This is a genomic window from Vibrio sp. CUB2 (assembly GCF_001557945.1).
GTDB classification, from domain to species: Bacteria; Pseudomonadota; Gammaproteobacteria; order Enterobacterales; family Vibrionaceae; genus Vibrio; species Vibrio owensii.
The window spans coordinates 36,392-61,610 of sequence record NZ_LNRB01000021.1 but is presented as its reverse complement, the minus strand read 5'-3'; the positions used below and the strand labels follow the sequence as shown (position 1 = coordinate 61,610).

The following is a 25,219-nucleotide window of genomic DNA, read 5'->3' as shown; positions in this document are numbered from 1 at the left end:
TGATAACAATTTCTTATCAGGTTAAGGCTTGTTAGCTTGTATTGTTAAACCTTGTTGGATAAGGCCAACGAGCCAACTGACGAGTGGGTTATTGCGGTTTCTCACATGCATATGAGCGTGAATAGACTTCATTTGTGGTTGACCATCAATCGTGACATCAACGGCTCTTAATCCTGGAAATTGCTCAACCGGAAGTAAATTGGAGTGAGGCAAATACATGTCGGTGTGTTTGACGACATCAAGTATTGCAGAGACCATTTCTGAGCGAAAGCCAATGCTGTGTTCAACGCCCATTTCGGTAAGAAGCTCAGACGCGTAACTGAACTTGTCGTTCCACCCAGGGGAAATCAAAGAAGCAATTGGGTATCCGCCAAGATCATGTGGTTCAACATGAGGTTTGGTGATTGGGTGATCTTCTCGGACAAAAATACGCCCTTTTAAATCCAGTAGCTTCGGCGTGTAGATCTCTTTATTGGTTAGAAGTAACTCGTAATTTACTCCCATCAGAGTTTCGCCTTTCAAGATCTCATCAACCGTGCTATTCGACCACCCAACTAATTCAAGTTGAGCGTTGGGGGCTAACGCTCTCATTTGTTCGAAGAGGAAACCGGGCAAGCAAGTCATTGTGATTGGTGCCAGTGCAATTCGAATTTTGTTGTCTACTTCGGCAGGATCAAACTGATGAGAGCGATTAACTGCGGCTGCTAAACCATCGAGGTGCGGCGTAATATCGTTGGCGAGAGATTCGGCGAAAGGTGTCGGTTCAAGACCTGTTTTTACTTTCACAAACAGCTCGTCATTGAAGTGATTACGCAGCTTTTGTAGCGCTTGACTGATGGCGGGCTGAGAGACGAACAAGCGCTGAGAGGCTTTGCGCATGTTTTTCTCTTGCATCAAAATCATAAAGGTCTTGAGCAGATTCAGGTCAAGGGTGTGAAACAGGTCTTTCGCCATGGTACATCTCTAATATTTATCGGGTACGAAGGTTTGATCGTCGATAGGTGCACGAACATACCCTTCTTTGTTCAGTTCTGGCAGTTCAATCACCGGATGTTCGAGCTCTTCGTATTCTACTTGGCTGAGCAAGTGGCTGATACAATTCAAACGTGCTTTCTTTTTATCATCAGAAGGCACTACCCACCAAGGACAGTGTTTAGTGTCTGTGTAAGCAAACATTTTGTCTTTTGCCTCTGAATATTCTGCCCAGCGATTACGTGATTCCAAATCCATCGGGCTGAACTTCCAGCGTTTGATTGGGGTATTGATACGTTCTAGAAAACGCTTTTCTTGCTCTTCATCGGAGACCGAAAACCAGTACTTAATTAAGATGATGCCAGAGCGTTGCAGCATGCGTTCAAACTCAGGGCAAGAGCGGAGAAACTCTTCATATTGATCTGGGGTACAAAAGCCCATGACTTTCTCTACGCCAGCACGGTTGTACCAACTGCGGTCAAACAGCACTATTTCCCCAGCAGCAGGTAGGTGTGCCACATAGCGCTGGAAGTACCATTGTGTTTTTTCTTTCTCTGTTGGGGCGGGAAGGGCTGCGATACGGCAGACACGAGGGGTGAGTTTTTCAGTGATGCGTTTGATGGTGCCACCTTTGCCAGCGGCGTCGCGTCCTTCAAACAGTACCACGACTTTAAGCCCTTTGTGTTTGACCCACTCTTGGAGCTTAACTAATTCAATTTGCAGATGTTCTAGTGCTTCTTCGTATTCCTTTTTCTTTAGTTTCGCCATGCTTCCTCCCGTCCTTAGTTATCAATATGTTAGCACTCAATAACTAAAGACGGGATTTGAAAGCGCTTAATTGAGAGCTGTTACCATGTTCGCGATAGCATCGGTGTTGGTGACAGGAATCGAAAAGTCATCCACATCGGCAGCGCCCATTTTGCTTTGCTCGGCAATAAAGGTCATGTGACTAGGGCGAGTTGTCTTGCCCGATAAATGCACTTCGGTGACTTTGGCTTGCTCAACGATCTGGCCAACATTGTTCGCATTCACACCGGCGCCCGCCATGATCGCAATACGTCCTTGCGCTTGCTCAACTAAGGCTTTAAGCACATCGATACCTTTCGGTGCAGAAGGCGCAAGGCCGGAAGTCAAAATACGTTCACAGCCTAAGCTGATCACTTCTTCCAAAGCTTTTTCAGCGTCACGACACTGGTCAAAGGCACGATGGAAAGTCACGCCTAAGCCAAGCGCTTGAGCAAATTCACACAGTGCCGTTGCGTACGGCATATGAATGTCGCCGTCTTGAGTGAGCACGCCGAGCACGACACCATTCAAGCCTGCTTGTTTAGCGGCTTCAATATCCCAACGCATAATTTCGATTTCTTCGTCACTGTAGAAGAAGTCACCTTGGCGAGGGCGAATCATCGCGTAAACCGGAATAGTAGAGTGTTTAGCGGCTTGCTGCATAAAGCCATAGCTTGGGGTTAAGCCACCCAAAGCAAGTGAAGAGCAGAGTTCGATGCGGGTTGCACCACCGGCAATCGCGTTGTGGAGAGATTCAATGTTATCAATACAGACTTCAAGTTGAGTGTTCACGAGGTTGTCCTGAATTATTGTAATTACAGCAAATACTAGCAGGACGAAAGGGGAGAATCTGCAATGAGACTGAGGGAAATAGAGGTAAACTTTTTGCGTGATGCTTGCCTCTTTTGCTTTTCCAAAGCGCAGATAAAAAGAAAGCCCAGAGCGAACTCTGGGCTTTTTTATGACTTTACTTAGACTGATTGGCGTTTGCGGTTTTTCCGCTATAGCTTTTTGCTTTATATATACATCCAACCAACACACCCATTGAGCTTGGGCGGCAGTGTCTATTACTTGCTTAGGTCGTCTGCGTGCTCAGATAGGAACGCTGCAACACCTTTTGGAGATGCGTCCATACCAGCTTTACCTTCTTCCCATTGTGCAGGACATACTTCGCCGTGCTTCTGGTGGAAGTTTAGTGCATCAACCATGCGTAGCATTTCGTCGATGTTACGACCTAGAGGTAGATCGTTAACTACTTGGTGACGTACAAGACCGTCTTCGTCGATTAGGAAAGAACCACGGAAAGCAACGCCTGCTTCTGGGTGCTCTACATCGTACGCTTTACAGATTTCGTGCTTAACGTCAGCAACTAGAGGGTATTTAACTTGACCGATACCGCCATCTTCGATAGCAGTGTTACGCCATGCGTTGTGAGAGAACTGAGAATCGATAGAAACACCGATTACTTCAACACCTTTAGCTTGGAAATCAGCTAGACGGTTGTCGAATGCGATTAGCTCAGATGGGCAAACGAAAGTGAAATCTAGTGGGTAGAAGAATACTACTGCTTTCTTACCTTTAGTGAATTCTGCAAAGTTGAAGTTTTCAACGATTTCACCGTTACCTAGAACAGCTGCTGCAGTAAAGTCAGGGGCTTGACGACCTACTAGTACCATTTTTTTGCTCCTAAAAATTTTGGTTTGCTCCAAACCTACATTCAGTTATTTAGGTTTGGTCCGTGTTTGTGCGAGACAAACTATAGTACAGATTGTAGTATTGAAAAAAGCGAAATAAATAGATTGAGTTCATCGAAAAAAGCGATAACACCGAAACTATTATCTCGATCACTGGAACAGCAATAGATACAAATAGAATTATGAATAAATGGCCTAGCTTGAAGCAGTTACACTATTTGGTCACTCTGCACGAAACTCGACATTTTAGTGATGCTGCTGAGCGTTGTTTTGTCAGTCAATCTACCTTAAGTAAAGGCATCCAAAACCTTGAAGAGTTGATTGGTTGCCCGCTTTACGAAAAGAAAGATAAAAAAAGCCCATTGGTTTTCACCCAAGCTGGTGAGATGGTGGTGCAGCATGGTCGAGAACTTCTCGCCAAAGGGCAAGATCTTGTTGAGCTGGGGCGTTTATGCCAAGGCGATGATATGGAAGGGCAGCTTAAAGTAGGCTGTATTCCGACCATTGCTCCTTTCTTATTGTGCGACCTTGTCCAAGAGGTGAACTACCGCTTCCCTCAATTAAACCTTCTATTAAGAGAAGACACGACGACTAACTTACTGCAAGCACTTCGCCACGGTGAGTTGGACGTGTTGATTCTGGCTCTGCCAGTAGAAATAGAGGGAATGGAAAGCCGAGTGGTGGGGCAAGACCCATTCCGCATGGTGATCAGCGCCAATCAAGCGGATTCCGTACCTGTGCCGATCCGTTATGCAGACTTGCCAGATGAATCCGTCTTCTTATTAGAGAAAGAACACTGCCTTACTGAGCACGCGGTTTCAGCATGTAAGCTAACGGACAAAGAGAAGATCAACCCATTCACCGCAACCAGTCTTCATACCTTAGTGCAGATGGTGGCGAATGGTCTGGGCACCACGTTTATCCCGCAAATGGCGATTGATCATGGTTTGCTACACAACCAGAACTTGGTGGTGATCGACCCTCCTGGTCAGCAAGCGTATCGCGATATTGGTTTGGTTTGGCGTCCGAGCTCATCACGATCAAACACTTTCAATCAATTGGCAGAAGTCGTCTCTGAACTGCTTTAGCTATTAGTATTAGCCTGCTACTCCCGATCTAATATCAAAAAGCGCACTAGAAATAGTGCGCTTTTTAGCATTTTATTCTGCGCGTGAACTTTGACTTGTAAAATTTTACAGATGAACTTTCATGAAGCTTTCATAAAATAGTGAAATTTCACAATGTTAATTTTACACAACTGCCTGTGTAACGCGTTTAAGTCGCGTTTAATTTCCTCTTGCTAGCCCTTGTGAATACAAGGATTTTTCTCCTGCCTCACTATTCATACGCTTGTTTGAATTCAAAAATAACCTGTAAATTTAATGTAATTTAATTACGTAATAACTTACAAATTGAACCCAAAAATCAAACACTTGTTTGATACCGAATAAAACTTTGAATTTAACGTTTTGTTTACTTGAGGGGTTTCGCTTAAACCTTTGTTGAGTTAGCTTAATTAAAGGCTTGTAAGACTTATGTCTAGATTGAAAAAGCAATTCAGGTTGCGCAAGGTATAGACACAACGAAGCGAAGTGAACACCAAATCGAAGGATGTAATTTGTTGTTCATAACTTACAAATGTAGCTTTAGGCTGACTGCCCAAGATGGATAAAGCACGTTAAGGATGAATGATTATGCTTGCTCAGACAGAACAAAAAACACAACAACTAAAGCAAACCCAAGGCATGCTTGAGGTGAATGGAGTCGTTGCTCCTGAACATCAAGCAATTTTCCCTGTTGAAGCCCAAACCTTTTTATCTCTATTGTGTGAAAAATTTGCCGGACGTGTTGAACAGTTGCTGGAAGCACGCATCGACGCTGGTGAATTGCCAGACTTTCTACCAGAGACACAAGACATTCGTGAAGGAAGTTGGAAGATCCTTGGAATCCCGCAAGATCTGCAAGATCGCCGAGTGGAGATTACAGGACCGACTGATCGCAAGATGGTGATTAACGCACTGAATGCGAATGTAAAAGTGTTCATGGCAGACTTCGAAGATTCGATGTCCCCTGCGTGGAGTAAAGTGCTGGATGGTCAAATCAACCTGCGCGACGCTGTTAATGGCACTATCAGCTACACCAACCCTGGCAATGGCAAACACTATCAGCTGGCAGAAGACCCAGCGGTGTTGATCTGCCGTGTTCGCGGACTCCATCTAAAAGAAAAACACGTAACGTGGCACGGTCAGATCATTCCAGGTGCGCTATTCGATTTCGCTCTGTACTTCTACAACAACTACAAAGCGCTACTGAAAAAGGGAAGCGGTCCTTACTTCTACATTCCAAAACTGCAATCGCATCATGAAGCGAAGTGGTGGAGCGAAGTGTTCCATTTCACCGAAGAGTATTTTGGTTTGGATACAGGCACCATCAAAGCGACTGTGCTGATTGAGACCTTACCAGCCGTATTCGAAATGGATGAGATTCTGTTCTCACTGAAAGAGCACATCGTTGGTTTGAACTGTGGTCGCTGGGATTACATCTTTAGCTACATCAAAACACTGAAAAACCACCCAGATCGCGTACTTCCGGATCGCCAAGTGGTGACCATGGATAAGCCATTCCTCAACGCTTACTCAAGATTGTTGGTGCGAACTTGTCATAAACGTGGCGCATTTGCGATGGGCGGCATGGCAGCCTTTATTCCGGCTAAAGACCCACAAGAAAACCAAAAAGTACTGGATAAGATCCACAACGATAAATCGCTAGAAGCTAACAACGGTCATGACGGTACTTGGGTTGCTCACCCGGGGTTGGCAGACACCGCAATGGAAGTGTTCAGTGCCACACTGGGGCAGCGCACCAACCAATGGGACGTGAGCCGCTCAGAAGACGCACCAATCACCGCCGCAGAGCTACTTGAACCGTGTGAGGGTGAGCGCTCAGAAGAAGGTATGCGCCACAACATCCGCGTTGCGCTGCAATACATCGAAGCTTGGATTTCTGGCAACGGTTGTGTGCCGATTTACGGACTGATGGAAGACGCAGCAACGGCAGAAATCTCCCGTGCTTCTATCTGGCAATGGATTCAACACGGCAAGTCGCTCGACAACGGATTGAAGGTCACTAAAGAGCTGTTCGAACTCTACCTGAAAGAAGAGATTGAAGTCGTGAAGCAAGAAATTGGCGAGCAGCGTTACCAAGCAGGTCGATTTGAAGAAGCAGCAGACTTGATGGCAAGGCTCACCACAAGCGATGAGCTGACCAACTTTTTAACCATTCCAGGTTATGACTACTTGGATTAACCCAAAGATTTTAAACACTCAATTTATCTAACTAATACATGTTTATTTAACTAATACGTGTTTGTTTAACGACTACGTGAAAGATTCGAGGCAGATAAGGATGTACTGCCTGAGAACGGAAAACTCAACGCACATGCACAAGTGCACATTATAAGAGGGATAGACCAATGACTAACTTAACTCGCCGCCAACAAATTGAAGCTCTGGAAAAAGATTGGGCAACCAACCCACGCTGGAAAAACGTAAAACGCACCTACACTGCGGAAGAAGTAGTAACACTGCGTGGTTCTATGGTACCTGCGAACACGATTGCACAACGTGGTGCTGACAAACTTTGGTCACTGGTCAACGGTAGCTCAAAGAAAGGCTATGTTAACTGCCTTGGTGCACTGACAGGTGGTCAAGCTGTACAGCAAGCAAAAGCGGGTATTGAAGCGATTTACCTGTCAGGTTGGCAGGTAGCGGCGGACAACAACACCGCTTCGACGATGTACCCAGATCAATCTCTGTACCCAGTAGATTCTGTGCCATCGGTAGTAAAACGCATCAATAACTCATTTCGTCGTGCAGACCAAATTCAGTGGTCTGCAGGTAAGTCACCAGAAGACGAAGGCGGTATTGATTATTTCCTACCAATCGTAGCGGATGCGGAAGCAGGCTTTGGTGGCGTACTGAACGCTTACGAGCTAATGAAATCGATGATCGACGCAGGTGCGGCAGGTGTTCACTTTGAAGACCAACTAGCATCCGTGAAGAAGTGTGGTCACATGGGCGGTAAAGTACTGGTTCCAACTCAAGAAGCAGTGCAAAAACTGGTAGCAGCTCGCCTAGCAGCAGACGTTGCTGGTACGACAACGCTGGTAATCGCACGTACCGATGCAAACGCAGCAGACCTACTAACATCTGACTGTGACCCATATGATAAAGACTTCATCGAAGGTGAGCGTACTCAAGAAGGTTTCTACCGTGTACGTGCAGGTATCGACCAAGCTATCTCTCGTGGTCTAGCTTACGCGCCATATGCGGATCTAATCTGGTGTGAAACAGCAACGCCTTGTCTAGAAGAAGCACGCAAGTTTGCAGAAGCGATTCATGCAGAGTACCCAGACCAACTGTTGGCATACAACTGTTCGCCTTCATTCAACTGGGAGAAGAACCTAGACGCAGAAACCATTGCTAAGTTCCAACAAGAGCTGGCTAACATGGGCTACAAGTACCAGTTCATCACGCTAGCAGGTATTCACAACATGTGGTTCAACATGTTTGAACTGGCACACGCTTACGCACAAGGCGAAGGCATGCGTCATTATGTTGAGAAGGTTCAGCGCCCTGAGTTTGAAGCGGCAGAAAAAGGCTACACGTTCGTAGCGCACCAACAAGAGGTTGGTACGGGTTACTTCGATAGAATGACCAACACAATCCAAGGTGGCAACTCATCAGTGACAGCACTGACAGGTTCTACTGAAGAGGACCAATTCTAATCAGCATAGAGTCCACAATTACTACGTTAGTAATGACATCGTTGAGCGGCGATTGAGCCGCTCTTTTTTTTGCCTGTAATCTGGGCAACTAACGTTTCGTTGCTTATTACTCTGCTTCGATTTCTTCTGGTTCTGTTTCTTCTTGCAGCTCTAACAAGTTAATCGCAATGGTTACAAAGTCTGTATCGGTGATGATGCCCACCAAGTGACCTTTATTGACCACTGGCAAACAGCCGACTTTGTGCTTTTGCATATAGATTGCGCTTTCCTTTAAACCTGCTCTTGGTTCAGCGGTCATGATGTTGGTGTGCATCATTTGGTAAAGCGGCGTGTCGAGGGTAAAAGATTGTTCAGCCTCATCTGGGTGCAAGCAGGATTCTTGTGCAGCAAGAATATCGCGTTGAGTCACCAAGCCTTTTAGGTGTTTATTGGCATCAACAACCGGAATATGTCGAATATCAAGCGCTTCCATCATGCTTTTTGCGTCACGTAATGTGTGCTCACGCAGCAAGGTATGAGGGGTGCGAGTCATCATGTCTTCAACCTTGATCATAGAGACCTCCAGCGGCATTGTCCTTCTCTTAAATATAGAGAATATTTTGCTGTATATCTGGGAGCTAACTCGTTTTTCACTAATAAAATAAAACGATTAGATGGAGATCAATCAGAGGTGAAAATGAACTGGTGTTTTCCATAAATCCAGCTACTCATTTGGGACGAATCTAGGATGTAAGCGCTATCATAAATAACCAAAGCTAAGGCGTTAAAACCTTAGCTTTGGTTACTCTTAACGTTGCTTAAAATGCACACAGATAAGACCATAAGCTTTCGCGTCCACACATCGGCCGATATAGCTTTTATCTGGCAGGTTTACGGCACACAAGCGAGGGACCTGTTTTAAGTCACACGCTTGTTGCATCGCAGTGATTTTCTGGTGGTTAGAGTTTGCGAGTGTACCGGAAGAAAACACGAGTACGGCAGCACTTAACGCCATAGTTAACATCTTCATACTTACCTCAATCAATGTTCAAAGAGCAAATGCTCACTTTCAATATAGTCTATGGCATTTGCTATTGATGAGTTTGTTTTTAGCGGAGGGAAAGAAAGTGTTGAGTTAGCTTTGGCTATATTTCTGACTGACCGAGTTGAATGCGTTGTACAAATTTGGACATTAAACTCCGCTACTTTTCTTATATGTATCGATTCTGTGTCTTTCACGTTTTATTACACTCTTAGTTAAAGCTTTTACAGTCAATCTAAGGGGATTTGCTTGCTATTGCAGCATGTAAACATATACTAGTCTGCTGCGAAAAACTCGTCGCAATTTTATCGTCGTCTTTGACGTGATTTGACCAATAGATAAGACAAGTAACATGCAAGTATCAGATTTCCATTTCGACCTTCCAGATGAACTCATCGCTCGCTACCCTCAACCAGAGCGTACCGCTAGCCGACTGCTGCAAATGGACGGCAATACTGGTGAACTTATTGATGGCACGTTTACCGATGTGCTGGAGCAGGTTCAAGCCGGTGACCTAGTGGTTTTCAACAATACTCGCGTTATTCCTGCGCGTTTGTTTGGTCGTAAAGAATCAGGCGGTAAGCTAGAAGTGTTGGTGGAGCGTATGCTCGACGAGAAAAGTATTCTGGCGCACGTTCGTTGTTCTAAATCGCCAAAACCAGGCACAACGATCTTGGTTGGTGAAAACGATGAATACTCAGCGCAAATGGTCGCTCGTCATGACGCACTGTTTGAACTGAAATTTAATTCTGATAAGACGGTACTCGAGATTCTGGAAGAAATTGGTCACATGCCACTTCCTCCATACATCGACCGCCCAGATGAAGACGCGGATAAAGAGCGTTACCAAACGGTTTATAACCAAAAGCCAGGTGCGGTTGCAGCACCAACGGCGGGCCTTCACTTTGATGATGTTCTACTTGAGAAAATCAAAGCGAAAGGCGCAGAGTTTGCGTACGTCACTCTGCACGTAGGTGCGGGTACGTTCCAGCCAGTTAAAGTGGATGACATCAACGATCACCACATGCACGCAGAATACGTTGAAGTACCACAAGACGTAGTGGATGCGATTAATGCAACCAAGGAGCGCGGTGGCCGTATCGTCGCTGTTGGTACAACGTCTGTTCGCTCACTAGAAAGTGCAGCGCAAGACGCGCTAAAGAAAGGCACAGAACTGGTTCCATTCTTTGGCGATACTGAAATCTTTATCTACCCTGGTTACGAGTACCAGCTGGTGGATTGCTTGATCACCAACTTCCACTTACCTGAATCAACCCTGATCATGTTGGTAAGTGCGTTTGCAGGTTACGAGAACACCATGAATGCGTACAAGCATGCTGTGGAAAACAAATACCGTTTCTTCTCGTACGGTGATTCAATGTTTATTAAAAAGAAGACCGCATAATGTTTTAACCCCTCTCTAGCCCTCCTCTCAAAAAAGGGGGAGGAAAGGAGGGGGAGAAAGCTAACGATTTACGAGTGCTAGCAGTAAGCTAGGAAATAAAGCGGAATCTCTGCTTTGTCTCTCGCACGGAAAAGCGACCGCTCCTTAAAATAGGGTTTACCACCCTGGATACATAGTCAGACTGTTTCTCTGACACCCGGAGGCATCGTGAAATTAAAATTCGATCTTAAGAAGAAAAACGGCAATGCGCGTCGTGGTCAACTGACCTTCGAACGTGGCACTGTTCAAACTCCTGCGTTCATGCCAGTAGGTACTTACGGTACTGTTAAAGGTATGACACCAGAAGAAGTGAAAGGTACTGGCGCAGAAATCTTGCTAGGTAACACTTTCCACCTATGGCTACGTCCTGGTCAAGAAGTGATGAAAATGCACGGTGACCTGCACGATTTCATGAACTGGCACGGTCCTATTCTTACCGATTCAGGCGGTTTCCAAGTATTCAGTCTAGGCAAAATGCGTAAGATCACTGAGAAAGGTGTTCACTTCCGTAGCCCTGTAAACGGTGACAAGATTTTCATGGACGCGGAAAAGTCGATGGAAATCCAAAAAGACCTAGGTTCTGACATCGTAATGATCTTCGACGAGTGTACGCCATACCCGGCGACACACAACGAAGCGAAAAAATCGATGGAAATGTCACTACGCTGGGCACAGCGCTCACGTGATCACTTCAACAAACTAGAAAACCCGAACAACCTATTTGGTATCGTTCAAGGTGGTGTTTACGAAGATCTACGTGATGTGTCTATCAAAGGTCTGACAGAAATCGGCTTTGATGGTTACGCAGTTGGTGGTCTTGCAGTAGGCGAGCCGAAAGAAGACATGCACCGTATTCTTGAACACACATGTCCACAACTTCCAGAAGATAAGCCTCGTTACCTAATGGGTGTAGGCAAACCGGAAGATTTGGTTGAAGGTGTTCGTCGTGGTATCGACATGTTTGACTGTGTAATGCCAACGCGTAACGCACGTAATGGTCACCTGTTTGTGACTGGTGGTGTGATCAAGATCCGTAATGCGAAACATAAAACGGATACAACTCCGCTAGATCCGCATTGTGACTGTTACACTTGTCAGCACTACAGCAAATCGTACCTTCACCACCTAGAGCGTTGTAACGAAATTCTAGGTGCTCGTCTGAACACTATCCACAACCTGCGCTACTACCAGCGTCTGATGGAAAGCATTCGTAAGGCGATTGATGAAGATCGTTTCGATGAGTTCGTTACTGAGTTCTATGAGCGTCGTGGTCGTGAAGTACCACCGCTGGCAAAAGAGCAGTAATTGACAGATTAAAAGAATTAAAGCCTTTGGCATGTTGCCAGAGGCTTTTGCTAATAAAGTAGGCTAACGTACGTTATTTTTGAGAAGGTGATCTCTATTACTCACTCTCAAACTTGAATCTAAATTACGAAAGCCCAACTTGTTGGATTATCAATAAAATATAATGAGGATGTTTTAATGTTTATTTCTCAAGCTCACGCAGCAGCAGAAGGCGCACCAGCAGGCGGCGGTTTTGAAATGCTAATCATGCTAGGCATGTTCGCGGTGATCTTCTACTTCATGATCTACCGCCCACAATCTAAGCGTGTTAAAGAACACAAGAACCTAATGTCTTCTATGGGCAAAGGTGATGAAGTTCTAACAAGCGGCGGCCTAGTGGGTAAAATCACTAAGATCGCTGAAGACAACGATTTCATTTCAATTGAGCTAAACGCAAACAATGAAGTTGTAATCAAGAAAGACTTCGTAACTGCAGTGCTACCAAAAGGTACGCTGAAGTCTCTATAAAACAGCTAAAGGATCCTCGCTGTGCTAAACCGTTATCCATTATGGAAGTACTTGATGGTATTTTTTGCCATCATCACCGCTGCGTTGTACGCACTTCCAAATATCTACGGTGAAGATCCGGCTATTCAAGTTACAGGGGCGCGTGGCGCCTCTGTAGATATGTCAACGCTGGATGCTGTCACCAAAGCTCTTGATAAAGAGCAACTCTCTCATAAATCCATTGCTCTCGAGAATGGATCAATCCTTGTTCGTTTCAATGACACTGACACTCAAATCAGTGCTCGCGATATCATCAGCGAAGCGCTTGGCCAAGATAAAATTGTTGCACTAAACCTTGCTCCTGCTACGCCAGATTGGCTAGAAGCAATCGGTGCGTCGCCACTTAAACTAGGTCTTGACCTACGTGGTGGTGTTCACTTCCTAATGGAAGTCGACATGGACGCGGCGATGGAGAAGTTGGTTGGTCAACAAGAAGAAGCTTTCCGTAGCGAACTTCGTGAAGCTAAGATCCGTTACCGTGCAATCCGTCCTTCTGGTACAGAAGGTGTGGAAGTATTGCTACGTAACGAGGAGCAACTAGCGGAAGCGAAAGCAACGCTAGAAAAGAATCACCCAGACATGAACTTTGTCGACTCTGATTCTAATGGTCGTTACGCGTTGATTGCCACCTTTACCGAGCAACGTTTACAAGAGATACGTAACTACGCAGTTGAACAAAACATCACGATTCTTCGTAACCGTGTAAACGAACTGGGTGTTGCTGAGCCACTGGTTCAACGTCAAGGTGCTAGCCGCATCGTAGTTGAACTACCTGGTGTTCAAGACACAGCTCGTGCGAAGGAAATTCTAGGTGCTACGGCAACACTAGAGTTCCGCGAAGTTGACGATAAAGCTGACCTATCAGCGGCGGCAAATGGTCGCGCGCCAGCAGGTAGCGAAATCAAGATGGACCGTGATGGTCGCCCAGTTGTGCTTAAGAAGCGCGTTATTCTTGGTGGTCAAAGCATCACGGATGCAAGCTCAAGTGTTGATGAATACGGTCGTCCACAAGTAAACATCTCGCTAGACAGCGAAGGTGGTAACAAGATGTCTGCGTTCTCTAAGAAGAACATCGGTAAGCTAATGGCTACCGTGTTTGCAGAATACAAAGACAGTGGTCGTCGTACGCCTGAAGGCAAAGTTATCCTTGATAAGCATGAAGAAGTCATTAACCAAGCAACGATTCAATCGGCTCTTGGTCGTAACTTCCGTATCACAGGTATCGACTCTGCTGCAGAAGCGCACAACCTAGCACTTCTACTACGTGCTGGTGCACTGATCGCACCTATCTCTATCGTTGAAGAACGTACTATTGGTCCATCTATGGGTCAGCAAAACATCGATATGGGTATTCAAGCATGTATCTGGGGTATGGTTGCCGTAATGCTGTTTACGCTGCTTTACTACCGTGGCTTTGGTCTGATTGCTAACATCGCATTGATGGCCAACTTGGTTCTTATCATTGGTGTTATGTCGATGATCCCAGGCGCTACCATGACGCTGCCAGGTATTGCCGGTATCGTATTAACCGTCGGTATGGCGGTCGATGCGAACGTGCTGATATTCGAGCGTATCCGTGAAGAACTTCGAGATGGACGCAGTCCGCAACAAGCGATTCACCAAGGTTACGCTAACGCATTCAGTACCATTGCCGATGCGAACATCACAACACTTATCACTGCAATCATTCTATTTGCAGTGGGTACAGGTGCGGTGAAAGGTTTCGCGGTAACACTATCTATCGGTATCTTAACTTCAATGTTCACCGCTATTGTGGGTACACGTTGTATCGTGAACCTGATTTACGGTGGCAAACGCGTTGATAAATTGTCGATCTAAGGCTGGGAATTAATATGTTTCAAATTCTAAAAGCAGAAAACACGATCGGCTTTATGCGTTGGTCGAAAGTCGCGTTCGTATTCTCTATCGTTATGATCGCTGCTTCTATCTTCACGCTATCAACCAAATGGTTGAACTGGGGCCTAGACTTTACTGGCGGTACGCTTATCGAGGTGGGTTTTGAACAGCCAGCAAACCTTGAAGAGATTCGTGCAGCGCTAGATTCAAAAGGCTTCGGCGATGCGACGGTACAAAACTTTGGTAGTGCTCGCGATGTAATGGTTCGTCTTCGTCCTCGTGACGATATGTCTGGTGAAACACTAGGTAACCAAATCATTGGTGCAATCAAAGAAGGTACGGGCGAAAGCGTAGAAATGCGTCGTATTGAATTCGTTGGTCCAAACGTTGGTGATGAGCTAACAGAAGCGGGCGGTCTAGCGATCCTTGTGTCGCTGATCTGTATCCTGATCTACGTATCGATGCGATTCGAATGGCGTCTAGCGGCTGGTGCGGTAATGGCACTAGCACACGATATCATCATCACGCTGGGTGTCTTCTCACTTATGCAAATCGAAGTGGACCTTACCATCGTAGCGGCGCTACTAACGGTAGTCGGTTACTCGCTCAACGATACCATCGTTGTATTCGACCGGATTCGTGAAAACTTCCGTAAGATGCGTAAGGGTGAACCTTCAGACATCATGGATGCGTCAATCACTCAAACATTGAGCCGTACATTGATTACGTCGGGTACAACCTTGTTCGTAGTAATTGCACTGTTCATGCAGGGTGGTGCGATGATTCACGGCTTCGCAACCGCACTTCTACTTGGTATCACGGTAGGTACTTACTCTTCTATCTACGTAGCATCAGCACTAGCGCTGAAACTGGGTATCCAGAAAGAGCACTTGATGCCACCTCAAGTAGAAAAAGAAGGTGCAGAGTTCGACGAGATGCCATAAGGCAGATTGAGAACCGAAAACAAAAACCGCTGAGCAGTCAGCGGTTTTTTTATGCCTGAAGAAACTTACTTAAGTGGCGTTTGAACTGGTTAGTGAATTTCAGATATAAAAAAGCCCCGCTCAATGAGCGGGGCTATTCAAAAGTCATCAGCGTGACGGGCTTAGCATGACTTTAGAATCTTACTTAAGGATCGCGCTGTTGCCGTTTTCGCGAACGTGCTTAAGAAGAGATTTCACGCCACGAGCGCTAGAAGCAACAATGTTACCAGACTTCATGTAGTCAGTACCGCCAGCGAAGTCAGTTAGGATTGCGCCAGCTTCACGAGCGATAAGCTCGCCTGCAGCCATTTGCCAAGGTTTTAGACCTAGCTCGAAGTAACCATCTACACGGCCAGCAGCCACGTAACATAGGTCAAGAGCAGAACAACCGCTACGACGGAAGTCAGCACACTCAGTGAATAGAGAACCTACGATCTTGATGTAAGATTCAGAGTGTTGCTTCTGTTTGAATGGGAAACCAGTCGCTAGAACAGTACCGTGTAGGTCTTTAAGTTGAGTAACACGGATACGAGCGTTGTTTAGTTGAGCGCCAGCACCGCGTTGTGCAGTGAATAGCTCGTTTTGCATTGGATCGTATACACAAGCTACTTCAGTTTTACCTTTGAAGCGAACCGCGATAGATACTGCGAAAGTTGGATAACCTTTTACAAAGTTATTAGTGCCATCCATTGGGTCGATGATCCATTGTACGTCTTTATCTTTACCTTCGATAAGACCAGCTTCTTCAGAAACGATACAGTGCTCTGGGTAAGAGTGCTTGATAGTATCGATAATGATAGCTTCTGCTTCTTTGTCTACGTTAGTAACAAAGTCATTAGTGCCTTTTAGCGTAGATTCAATTTTATCTGTGTTTTCTAATGATTTAGCAATATGATTGCCTGCTTTTCGCGCAGCGCGAATAGCAATGTTTAGCATTGGATGCATACGAATTTCCCAACGGATGTTAAAGAACAATTTAAAGCGGCGGCGAGTATACCAGAGTCAAGGGAAAAGGGAAGTGGTTATTTTTTGTTCGCAAGAAGAGTTCGCCGTGATATCTCTCTCGCTAGAGAAGAAAACAATTGATGAGAATGCGAATAGAAACCTGCTTCACCCTAGGGTGTGTAAAAAAATTATGGTAACATCCTTCGGTTTTAATTTAGGTAGCAAATACAGATGTTGGATCAAGTAAAAATCGTACTCGTCGGAACTTCTCATTCAGGCAACATTGGCTCCGCTGCGCGAGCAATGAAAGTTATGGGTTTAAGCCAACTTGTATTAGTTGATCCGCAATGTGAAGTGGATGAGCAAACACTTGCTCTTGCCGCTGGTGCTGGTGACATTGCACAAAATGCAGCCGTAGTAAGTACGCTTGATGAAGCCATTGAAGATTGTGGTCTTGTGGTCGGTTCAAGTGCTCGCTCGCGCACACTTGAGTGGCCAATGCTTGAACCTCGTGAATGTGGTGAAAAGTTCGCTATTGAAGGCCAAAAGCATCCAGTAGCGTTGGTATTTGGCCGCGAAAGAACTGGCCTAACTAACGATGAATTGCAGAAGTGCCACTACCATGTTTGTATCCCTGCTAACCCTGAATACAGCTCGCTAAACTTGGCGATGGCGGTTCAAACCTTGAGTTATGAGGTGCGCGTTGCACATCTCAACTTGGAGCAAAGCCAATACACACCAAGTGAGCCTGAAGAATATCCACGTCATAAAGAGCTAGAAATGTTCTTTGAACACCTTGAAAAGGTGATGGTGGAGACCCAATTTATTAACAAAGAACAGCCAGGTCAGGTGATGAATAAGCTACGCCGCTTGTACTCACGAGCAAGACCAGAGGCGCAAGAGTTGAACATTTTACGCGGTGTTTTGACTGCGATTGAAAAGAAACTCTGAACAAATAATAACCACTTCAGGTGTAGGGATGAATACCTGACTAAATTAGTCAAATAAATACTTGACCAAAATAGTCAGGTATGGGAATATCCTTGTCATTACAAACCATGTGGATACGGTGTGGAATGAAACTTACATCTAAAGGAAGATATGCGGTGACAGCCATGCTGGACGTGGCACTGCACTCGCAACAAAACCCAGTCCCTCTTGCTGATATTTCAGAGCGTCAGGGTATCTCGCTCTCTTACTTAGAGCAGCTCTTTTCAAAACTGCGTAAAGCCGGTCTTGTAGCCAGCGTTCGTGGCCCAGGTGGTGGTTACCGCCTAGGAGCAGAGGCGCATAGTATCGCGATTGGTACAGTAATCGCAGCGGTTGATGAGTCAGTTGATGCAACTAAATGTCAAGGTAAAGGAGATTGCCAAGGCGGTACACGTTGCCTAACTCACACCCTATGGCGTGACCTAAGCTCTCGCATTAGTGACTTCTTGAATAACATTACGCTCGGTGAGCTAATGACAGACAACGAAGTCTTACAAATTTCTGATCGTCAGGACATTGATCTGGCGGTAACTCATGGGTTATCAAACAAAAATACAACCGCCGCGCCCATCGGTGTAAACGTCCGCTCTTAGCGGTCTGCATTTTACATTGGAGTAGAGAATGAAACTGCCGATTTATCTTGATTATTCCGCTACATGTCCAGTAGATCCTCGTGTTGCTGAAAAAATGGTTCAGTACATGACAATGGATGGCACATTTGGCAACCCAGCTTCGCGTTCGCACCGTTACGGCTGGCAGGCAGAAGAAGCTGTAGATACTGCTCGTGAGCAAATTGCTGACCTTCTAAATGCAGATCCACGCGAAATCGTATTTACATCAGGTGCGACCGAGTCAGACAACCTTGCGATTAAAGGTGCTGCTCATTTTTACTCTAAGAAGGGTAAACACGTAATCACTTGTAAAACAGAGCACAAAGCCGTTCTTGACCCATGTCGTCAACTAGAGCGCGAAGGCTTTGAAGTGACTTACCTAGAGCCAGAATCAAACGGTCTGATTGACCTAAACAAACTTCAAGCAGCAATGCGTGAAGACACTGTTTTGGTTTCAATCATGCACGTTAACAACGAGATTGGTGTGATCCAAGACATCACCGCAATCGGCGAACTATGTCGTGAACGTAAGATTGTATTCCATGTGGATGCTGCACAGTCTGCAGGCAAATTGCCAATCGACGTTCAAGAAATGAAAGTTGACCTTATTTCACTGTCTGCGCACAAAGTATACGGTCCTAAAGGTATTGGCGCACTTTACGTACGTCGTAAGCCTCGCATACGTCTTGAAGCGCAAATGCACGGTGGTGGTCATGAGCGTGGCTTCCGCTCTGGTACACTTCCAACTCACCAAATCGTGGGTATGGGTGAAGCGTTCCGTGTAGCAAAAGAAGACATGCAAAAAGATTACGATCACGCACTAGCACTTCGTAACCGTCTTCTAGATGGCGTTAAAGATCTAGAAGCAGTAACGGTAAACGGTGACCTAGAACAGCGTGTTCCACACAACCTAAACGTGAGCTTTGCATTCGTAGAAGGCGAATCACTACTGATGTCACTAAAAGACCTAGCAGTATCTTCTGGTAGTGCTTGTACATCAGCGAGCCTAGAGCCATCTTACGTTCTTCGTGCACTTGGTCTAGACGACGAATTAGCACACAGCTCAGTACGTTTCTCATTTGGTCGTTTCACGACTGAAGCAGAAATTGATTACGCAATTGAACAAATCCGCGTTGCAGTGACTAAGCTACGCGACATGTCTCCTCTATGGGATATGTACAAGGAAGGGGTTGATCTGAGCACTGTTGAATGGGCTCACCATTAATCTCACGGACTGAATAGAGGATTCGAGGTAATTTATCATGGCATACAGCGAAAAAGTAATTGATCACTACGAGAACCCACGTAACGTTGGTTCGTTCGATAAAGAAGACCCATCAGTAGGCAGCGGCATGGTTGGCGCGCCAGCTTGTGGTGACGTAATGAAGCTTCAAATCAAAGTGACGCCAGAAGGCATCATTGAAGACGCGAAATTCAAAACATACGGTTGTGGTAGTGCGATCGCTTCAAGCTCACTCGTAACTGAGTGGGTAAAAGGCAAGTCTATTGACGAAGCGGCATCTATCAAAAACTCTGAGATTGCAGAAGAGCTAGAGCTTCCACCAGTGAAAGTTCACTGCTCAATCCTAGCGGAAGACGCAATCAAAGCAGCGGTTGCTGACTACAAGAAAAAACACCAGGAATAATTATTCCGTATATAATGGGAGCCCTTAAACGCTCCCATTCCAAAACGTAATTTAGACAGACTAAGGTGCAGTATGGCCATCACAATGACAGAATCAGCGGCGAGTCGCGTAAAAGCATTCCTAGATAACCGAGGCAAAGGTATCGGTTTGCGTCTTGGAGTGAAGACGACAGGCTGTTCCGGCATGGCTTACGTTCTTGAGTTTGTGGATGATCTAAACGAAGAAGACGAAGTTTTTGAACTGTCTGAAGTTAAAATCATCATTGATAAGAAAAGCTTGGTATACCTAGACGGTACTGAGTTGGATTACGTTAAGGAAGGGTTGAATGAAGGTTTTGAATTCAACAACCCTAACGCAAAAAGTGAATGTGGTTGTGGTGAAAGCTTCAACGTCTAATTGACTGTCCTTCTGGGCAAACGAGTCCAGAAGGCTTTACTAGGACCCGATCTTAATGAATCACTTTGAATTATTTGGGCTACCAAGTCAGTTTCAGCTGGATGGTAGCCTTCTTTCTTCTCAGTTCCGAGAACTACAAAAACGCTTCCACCCAGATAACTTTGCTACTGCCTCAGAGCGCGACCGTTTGATGGCTGTTCAAAAAGCAGCGCAAATCAACGATGCATATCAAGTGCTTAAGCATCCTATCTCTCGCGCTGAATACATTCTGGCAGAAAACGGCACAGAAATTCGTGGTGAGCAACAAACCATGCAAGACCCAATGTTCCTAATGGAGCAAATGGAACTGCGTGAAGAACTGGAAAACATTGCTGGCAGCTCTGATCCGGAATCAGCGCTCTTTGACTTCGACTCTAAGGTCAGCAAAATGTACAAACAGCATTTGGCGAGTGTAGAGCAAGAACTTGACCAAGGTCTTTGGGCTGAAGCCGCTGACCGAGTTCGTAAACTCAAATTCATTGCCAAGCTAAAAAACGAAATTGAACTGGTTGAAGACAAGCTCCTCGGCTAGTTAGCGCGACAAGGACCCATCATGGCACTACTTCAAATCGCAGAACCGGGCCAAAGCTCGGCACCTCATGAGCATAAGCTAGCAGCGGGTATCGACTTAGGTACCACCAACTCTTTGGTTGCTTCTGTACGCAGTGGCGACGCGACCACGTTGAAAGACGAGCAAGGCCGTAGCATTTTGCCGTCGGTAGTGAACTACACGCAAGATTCAGCGTCAGTCGGTTACGATGCCAAAGCAAAAGCAGAGCTAGAACCAGCAAACACCATCATCTCGGTAAAACGTCTGATCGGCCGTTCATTGAAAGACATTCAAGCTCGCTACCCATCTTTGCCTTACCAATTTAAAGAAAGCGACAACGGTCTGCCAATTCTGCAAACCGCTCAAGGTGACAAAAACCCGATTGAAGTGTCTGCCGACATTCTTAAAGCGTTAGGTAAACGTGCTGAAGATACGCTAGGTGGTGAGTTAGCTGGCGTGGTTATTACTGTTCCTGCTTACTTTGATGACGCTCAACGCGCTGGTACAAAAGATGCAGCGAAATTGGCAGGTCTTCATGTGCTGCGTCTGCTTAACGAGCCGACAGCAGCAGCGATCGCTTACGGGCTAGACTCTGGTCAAGAGGGCGTGATTGCGGTTTACGATCTAGGTGGCGGTACATTCGATATCTCTATCCTACGTTTATCAAAAGGCGTATTTGAAGTATTAGCAACCGGTGGCGACTCTGCACTAGGCGGTGATGATTTTGACCACCTACTAGCGGACTACCTGATGGAGCAAGCGGGACTAGAAACGCCGCTTTCTGCTGAGAAAAACCGCGCATTATTGAACATTGCAACGGCGACTAAGATTGCTTTCTCTGAGCAAGAAAGCGTTGATGTGGATGTATTTGGCTGGAAAGGTTCAGTGACTCGCGAGCAGTTCGAAGATTTGATTCGTCCGCTAGTGAAGAAAACCCTGATGTCTTGCCGCCGTGCGTTGAAAGATGCGGATGTAGATGCGGAAGATGTACTTGAAGCGGTTATGGTTGGCGGTTCAACACGCACATTGCTTGTACGTGAAATGGTAGGCGAATTCTTCGGCCGTACACCACTGACAAGCATTAACCCAGATGAAGTTGTTGCAATCGGCGCGGGTATTCAAGCAGATATCCTAGCGGGTAACAAACCTGACTCGGAAATGCTGCTCCTTGACGTAATTCCACTGTCTCTTGGTATCGAAACCATGGGCGGCTTGGTTGAGAAGATTATTCCTCGTAACACCACGATCCCAGTGGCTCGCGCACAAGAATTTACGACGTTCAAAGATGGTCAAACAGCTATGAGCGTGCACACTGTACAAGGTGAGCGTGAGATGGTTGAAGACTGTCGTTCACTGGCTCGCTTCTCATTAAAAGGCATTCCTCCTATGGCTGCGGGTGCTGCACACATTCGTGTGACGTACCAAGTGGATGCCGACGGTCTATTGTCTGTTACGGCAATGGAAAAAAGCACTGGTGTTCAATCTGAGATTCAAGTGAAGCCATCTTACGGCCTAAGTGATGATGAAGTAGCAAATATGCTGCGTGATTCGATGACTTACGCGAAAGAAGACATGCAAGCTCGCGCTTTAGCTGAGCAGCGTGTAGAAGCGGACCGTGTAATTGAAGGTTTGATCGCAGCAATGCAAGCGGATGGCGATGAACTGCTGTCTGAGCAAGAAAAGCAAGATTTAATCAAAGTAATTGAAGCGCTGATTGAACTGCGTAATGGCGAAGATGCCGATGCGATCGAGCAAGGCATTAAAGATACCGACAAAGCAAGCCAAGATTTTGCGTCGCGCCGTATGGATAAATCAATTCGAGCTGCACTGTCAGGTCAGTCAGTTAATGATATATAAGAGATAAGTAGTTATGCCTAAGATTATTGTATTACCGCACGAAGATTTGTGCCCAGAAGGTGCAGTGTTGGAAGCAAACACTGGTGACACTGTTCTAGATGTTGCACTAAAAAACGGTATCGGTATTGAACATGCATGTGAAAAATCATGTGCATGTACAACTTGCCACGTGATAATTCGTGAAGGTTTTGACTCGTTAGAAGAGAGTGAAGAGCTAGAAGATGACATGCTTGATAAAGCATGGGGTCTAGAGCCTGAGTCTCGTCTTGGTTGTCAGGCTAAAGTTGCAGACGAAGATTTGGTTGTAGAGATTCCAAAATACACACTAAACCACGCGTCAGAAGATCATTAATACTATCTCCCCAATATAGGGGCGAAGCATAAGGAAGATGAGCAATGAAATGGACAGATTCTCGCGACATCGCGATTGAGCTTTGTGACAAGTTTCCAGATGTCGATCCTAAAACCGTGCGTTTTACCGATCTCCACCAATGGATCATGGAATTAGATGAGTTTGACGATGAGCCAAACCGTTCTAATGAAAAGATTCTTGAGGCGGTCATCCTGTGCTGGATGGACGAAGCGGATTAATGCTCGATTCGGCGGTAAAACGCAGCAGAGTTAACAATTCTCACTAAAAAAAGCGGACCTTTAGGTCCGTTTTTTTATCAAGTTGACATTTTTACCCTACATAATGCTAACATCCGTTAGTTATCAAAAAAGAAGAGGCGTAGGCAACGCCGTTATAAGACAAGGAGAAACCATGTCTACACAGATGTCTGTATTTCTAAGCCAAGAACCAGCGGCACCACATTGGGGCGACAAAGCACTGCTTTCTTTCGCTGAGAATGGCACAACCATTCACCTGGGTGAAGGTCACGATCTTGGTGCGATTCAACGTGCAGCGCGTCAACTCGATGGCCAAGGAATTCGTTCAATTTTACTTGCTGGTGACAACTGGGATTTGGAGAGTGTTTGGGCATTCCACCAAGGTTACCGCAACCCGAAAAAACACGGCACGCTAGAGTGGGTTGAGCTTTCTGAGCAAGACCAAGCAGAGCTGCACGCTCGTATCACCTCTACGGACTTTACTCGCGATATCATCAACAAAACAGCTGAAGAAGTGGCGCCACGTCAATTGGCAACCATGGCGGCTGAATTCATCAAATCAATCGCACCACAAGGCACAGTAACGGCTCGTATCGTTAAAGATAAAGATCTGCTTTCAGAAGGTTGGGAAGGTATTTACGCAGTAGGTCGTGGCTCTGAGCGCACATCGGCGATGCTGCAACTTGATTACAACCCAACAGGTGATGAAAACGCGCCAGTATTTGCGTGTCTTGTTGGTAAAGGTATTACCTTTGATTCAGGCGGTTACAGCCTTAAACCATCAAACTTCATGACGGCAATGAAAGCGGATATGGGCGGTTCAGGTACGATTACTGGCGGCCTTGGTCTAGCTATCCTTCGCGGTCTTAATAAGCGCGTGAAGCTGATCCTTTGTTGTGCGGAGAACATGGTTTCTGGTCGTGCACTTAAACTTGGCGACATCATCACTTACAAAAACGGTAAGACCGTTGAGATCATGAACACCGACGCAGAAGGTCGTTTGGTTCTTGCTGATGGTCTTATTTACGCAAGTGAGCAAAACCCTGAGCTTATCATTGACTGTGCAACCTTAACGGGCGCAGCGAAGAATGCACTAGGTAACGACTACCATGCACTAATGAGCTTTGATGATGAGCTTTCACATCAAGCGCTAACGGCGGCGAATCAAGAGAAAGAAGGTCTATGGCCACTGCCTCTAGCTGATTTCCACCGTGGTATGCTGCCATCAAACTTTGCTGACCTATCTAACATCAGCTCTGGTGATTACTCGCCAGGCGCAAGTACAGCTGCGGCATTCTTGTCTTACTTCGTTGAAGACTACAAGAAAGGTTGGTTGCACTTCGATTGCGCAGGTACGTACCGTAAGTCAGCGTCTGATAAGTGGGCGGCAGGTGCGACAGGCATGGGTGTTCGCACACTTGCTCGTTTCCTGAACGAACAAGCCGCAAAATAAGACTTTTACCAGTGCAGACACCCTGTCTGTACTGGTATAACTAAGAGAGACGCAAGTCACTCATATAAAACTATTATTACAAGTACAAAAAGGAAACCTTATGGCTCTAGAAAGAACGTTTTCAATTGTTAAGCCTGACGCTGTAGAACGCAATCTGATTGGTGAAATTTACCACCGCATTGAGAAAGCAGGTCTACGTATCGTTGCTGCAAAAATGGTTCATCTGACAGAAGAACAGGCGAGCGGTTTTTACGCAGAACATGAAGGCAAACCTTTTTTCCCTGCACTGAAAGAGTTCATGACATCTGGTCCTATTATGGTTCAGGTTCTTGAAGGTGAAGATGCTATCGCTCGTTACCGTGAGCTAATGGGCAAAACAAACCCAGAAGAAGCTGCATGCGGTACAATTCGTGCGGATTACGCACTGAGCATGCGCCATAACTCTGTTCATGGTTCAGACAGCCCAGAATCAGCAGCTCGTGAAATCGAGTTCTTTTTCCCAGAGTCAGAGATTTGCCCTCGCTAATCTTGTATTAATTTGATTTTTAAGCCTCGGACTTTTCCGGGGCTTTTTATTATCTGCTTGCCAGTGGGAAAGGGTGATAAATTTTTGGCTAAAATTTAATCATTAAGATTTTAATGCCTTAGCAAACTCAAGGTTTTAGAACCCTTGTTGTGACTGCATAAAGGCTGTACAATTCGCGCCCTTATTCTTGTTTCAGTCATTGA

The 25,219-nt window shown here is 45.8% G+C and carries 26 protein-coding genes; 19 read left to right on the top strand and 7 right to left on the bottom strand.

The window, feature by feature from the left end:
- Positions 1-21: 21 nt before the first annotated feature.
- The 4 genes from ATB78_RS24220 to ATB78_RS24205 all read right to left on the bottom strand — a co-directional run bounded on the left by ATB78_RS24220 (position 22) and on the right by ATB78_RS24205 (position 3,434).
- Positions 22-954 (bottom strand): LysR family transcriptional regulator, encoded by a 933-nt coding sequence (locus ATB78_RS24220; RefSeq protein ID WP_061010850.1) that lies wholly within the window; start codon positions 952-954, stop codon positions 22-24.
- Between the two features lie 9 nt (positions 955-963).
- Positions 964-1,740, bottom strand: coding sequence for a polyphosphate kinase 2 (gene ppk2, locus ATB78_RS24215; RefSeq protein ID WP_061010849.1), 777 nt, complete (start codon positions 1,738-1,740; stop codon positions 964-966).
- 66 nt (positions 1,741-1,806) lie between these two features.
- A complete protein-coding gene (locus ATB78_RS24210; RefSeq protein ID WP_061010848.1) occupies positions 1,807-2,550 on the bottom strand; it encodes a copper homeostasis protein CutC in 744 nt (247 codons plus the stop codon).
- Positions 2,551-2,825: 275 nt separating this feature from the next.
- Entirely contained in the window at positions 2,826-3,434 is a 609-nt protein-coding gene (locus tag ATB78_RS24205) for a peroxiredoxin C (protein ID WP_005424820.1), read from the bottom strand.
- A gap of 200 nt (positions 3,435-3,634) precedes the next feature.
- On the opposite strand from ATB78_RS24205, the gene ATB78_RS24200 reads away from it, so the two are divergent.
- The 3 genes from ATB78_RS24200 (at position 3,635) to aceA (ending at position 8,238) form a co-directional block, all read left to right on the top strand.
- Positions 3,635-4,540 (top strand): hydrogen peroxide-inducible genes activator, encoded by a 906-nt coding sequence (locus tag ATB78_RS24200; protein ID WP_005440336.1) that lies wholly within the window; start codon positions 3,635-3,637, stop codon positions 4,538-4,540.
- Positions 4,541-5,146: 606 nt separating this feature from the next.
- Positions 5,147-6,757, top strand: a complete 1,611-nt coding sequence (gene aceB, locus ATB78_RS24195) for a malate synthase A (protein ID WP_061010847.1) — start codon at positions 5,147-5,149, stop codon at positions 6,755-6,757.
- A 167-nt stretch (positions 6,758-6,924) separates the two neighbouring features.
- Positions 6,925-8,238: an isocitrate lyase gene (gene aceA / locus ATB78_RS24190; protein ID WP_061010846.1), complete on the top strand. Its 1,314-nt coding sequence runs from the start codon at positions 6,925-6,927 to the stop codon at positions 8,236-8,238.
- A 106-nt stretch (positions 8,239-8,344) separates the two neighbouring features.
- Here the strand turns inward: aceA and ATB78_RS24185 are convergent, their stop codons facing one another.
- A complete protein-coding gene (locus ATB78_RS24185; RefSeq protein WP_155647862.1) occupies positions 8,345-8,791 on the bottom strand; it encodes a CBS domain-containing protein in 447 nt (148 codons plus the stop codon).
- A gap of 234 nt (positions 8,792-9,025) precedes the next feature.
- Positions 9,026-9,247, bottom strand: coding sequence for a hypothetical protein (locus ATB78_RS24180; RefSeq protein WP_032802582.1), 222 nt, complete (start codon positions 9,245-9,247; stop codon positions 9,026-9,028).
- Between the two features lie 364 nt (positions 9,248-9,611).
- On the opposite strand from ATB78_RS24180, the gene queA reads away from it, so the two are divergent.
- The 5 genes from queA to secF all read left to right on the top strand — a co-directional run bounded on the left by queA (position 9,612) and on the right by secF (position 15,355).
- A complete protein-coding gene (gene queA, locus ATB78_RS24175; RefSeq protein WP_061010844.1) occupies positions 9,612-10,664 on the top strand; it encodes a tRNA preQ1(34) S-adenosylmethionine ribosyltransferase-isomerase QueA in 1,053 nt (350 codons plus the stop codon).
- A 207-nt stretch (positions 10,665-10,871) separates the two neighbouring features.
- The gene (gene tgt / locus ATB78_RS24170; RefSeq protein ID WP_009697666.1) at positions 10,872-12,008 is read left to right on the top strand and encodes a tRNA guanosine(34) transglycosylase Tgt; all 1,137 of its coding nucleotides are present in this window, start codon (positions 10,872-10,874) and stop codon (positions 12,006-12,008) included.
- Between the two features lie 177 nt (positions 12,009-12,185).
- Entirely contained in the window at positions 12,186-12,515 is a 330-nt protein-coding gene (gene yajC, locus ATB78_RS24165) for a preprotein translocase subunit YajC (RefSeq protein WP_005424903.1), read from the top strand.
- Between the two features lie 21 nt (positions 12,516-12,536).
- Entirely contained in the window at positions 12,537-14,393 is a 1,857-nt protein-coding gene (gene secD, locus ATB78_RS24160; RefSeq protein WP_080637354.1) for a protein translocase subunit SecD, read from the top strand.
- A gap of 14 nt (positions 14,394-14,407) precedes the next feature.
- The gene (gene secF, locus ATB78_RS24155) at positions 14,408-15,355 is read left to right on the top strand and encodes a protein translocase subunit SecF (RefSeq protein WP_005440322.1); all 948 of its coding nucleotides are present in this window, start codon (positions 14,408-14,410) and stop codon (positions 15,353-15,355) included.
- 180 nt (positions 15,356-15,535) lie between these two features.
- On the opposite strand, the gene suhB is transcribed toward secF, so the two are convergent.
- A complete protein-coding gene (gene suhB, locus ATB78_RS24150; protein WP_005440321.1) occupies positions 15,536-16,339 on the bottom strand; it encodes an inositol-1-monophosphatase in 804 nt (267 codons plus the stop codon).
- A 231-nt stretch (positions 16,340-16,570) separates the two neighbouring features.
- Between suhB and trmJ the strand changes: the two genes are divergently transcribed.
- The 11 genes from trmJ to ndk all read left to right on the top strand — a co-directional run bounded on the left by trmJ (position 16,571) and on the right by ndk (position 25,016).
- Positions 16,571-17,290, top strand: coding sequence for a tRNA (cytosine(32)/uridine(32)-2'-O)-methyltransferase TrmJ (gene trmJ, locus ATB78_RS24145; protein WP_061010843.1), 720 nt, complete (start codon positions 16,571-16,573; stop codon positions 17,288-17,290).
- 125 nt (positions 17,291-17,415) lie between these two features.
- A complete protein-coding gene (gene iscR / locus ATB78_RS24140) occupies positions 17,416-17,922 on the top strand; it encodes a Fe-S cluster assembly transcriptional regulator IscR (RefSeq protein ID WP_027726597.1) in 507 nt (168 codons plus the stop codon).
- A 28-nt stretch (positions 17,923-17,950) separates the two neighbouring features.
- The gene (locus ATB78_RS24135; RefSeq protein ID WP_039984950.1) at positions 17,951-19,165 is read left to right on the top strand and encodes an IscS subfamily cysteine desulfurase; all 1,215 of its coding nucleotides are present in this window, start codon (positions 17,951-17,953) and stop codon (positions 19,163-19,165) included.
- Between the two features lie 37 nt (positions 19,166-19,202).
- On the top strand, positions 19,203-19,586 hold the full coding sequence (gene iscU / locus ATB78_RS24130) for a Fe-S cluster assembly scaffold IscU (protein ID WP_005424883.1): 384 nt from the start codon (positions 19,203-19,205) through the stop codon (positions 19,584-19,586).
- Between the two features lie 72 nt (positions 19,587-19,658).
- Positions 19,659-19,982: an iron-sulfur cluster assembly protein IscA gene (gene iscA, locus ATB78_RS24125; protein WP_005440317.1), complete on the top strand. Its 324-nt coding sequence runs from the start codon at positions 19,659-19,661 to the stop codon at positions 19,980-19,982.
- Between the two features lie 55 nt (positions 19,983-20,037).
- Positions 20,038-20,553: a co-chaperone HscB gene (gene hscB / locus ATB78_RS24120; RefSeq protein ID WP_061010842.1), complete on the top strand. Its 516-nt coding sequence runs from the start codon at positions 20,038-20,040 to the stop codon at positions 20,551-20,553.
- A 21-nt stretch (positions 20,554-20,574) separates the two neighbouring features.
- Positions 20,575-22,428: a Fe-S protein assembly chaperone HscA gene (hscA, locus tag ATB78_RS24115; protein ID WP_061010841.1), complete on the top strand. Its 1,854-nt coding sequence runs from the start codon at positions 20,575-20,577 to the stop codon at positions 22,426-22,428.
- A 13-nt stretch (positions 22,429-22,441) separates the two neighbouring features.
- Positions 22,442-22,780, top strand: a complete 339-nt coding sequence (fdx, locus tag ATB78_RS24110) for an ISC system 2Fe-2S type ferredoxin (RefSeq protein WP_005424889.1) — start codon at positions 22,442-22,444, stop codon at positions 22,778-22,780.
- 44 nt (positions 22,781-22,824) lie between these two features.
- Positions 22,825-23,019, top strand: a complete 195-nt coding sequence (gene iscX / locus ATB78_RS24105) for a Fe-S cluster assembly protein IscX (RefSeq protein ID WP_009705578.1) — start codon at positions 22,825-22,827, stop codon at positions 23,017-23,019.
- Positions 23,020-23,191: 172 nt separating this feature from the next.
- Positions 23,192-24,490: an aminopeptidase PepB gene (pepB, locus tag ATB78_RS24100; protein ID WP_009705579.1), complete on the top strand. Its 1,299-nt coding sequence runs from the start codon at positions 23,192-23,194 to the stop codon at positions 24,488-24,490.
- 100 nt (positions 24,491-24,590) lie between these two features.
- A complete protein-coding gene (gene ndk / locus ATB78_RS24095; RefSeq protein ID WP_005532589.1) occupies positions 24,591-25,016 on the top strand; it encodes a nucleoside-diphosphate kinase in 426 nt (141 codons plus the stop codon).
- The last annotated feature ends 203 nt before the right edge of the window (positions 25,017-25,219 follow it).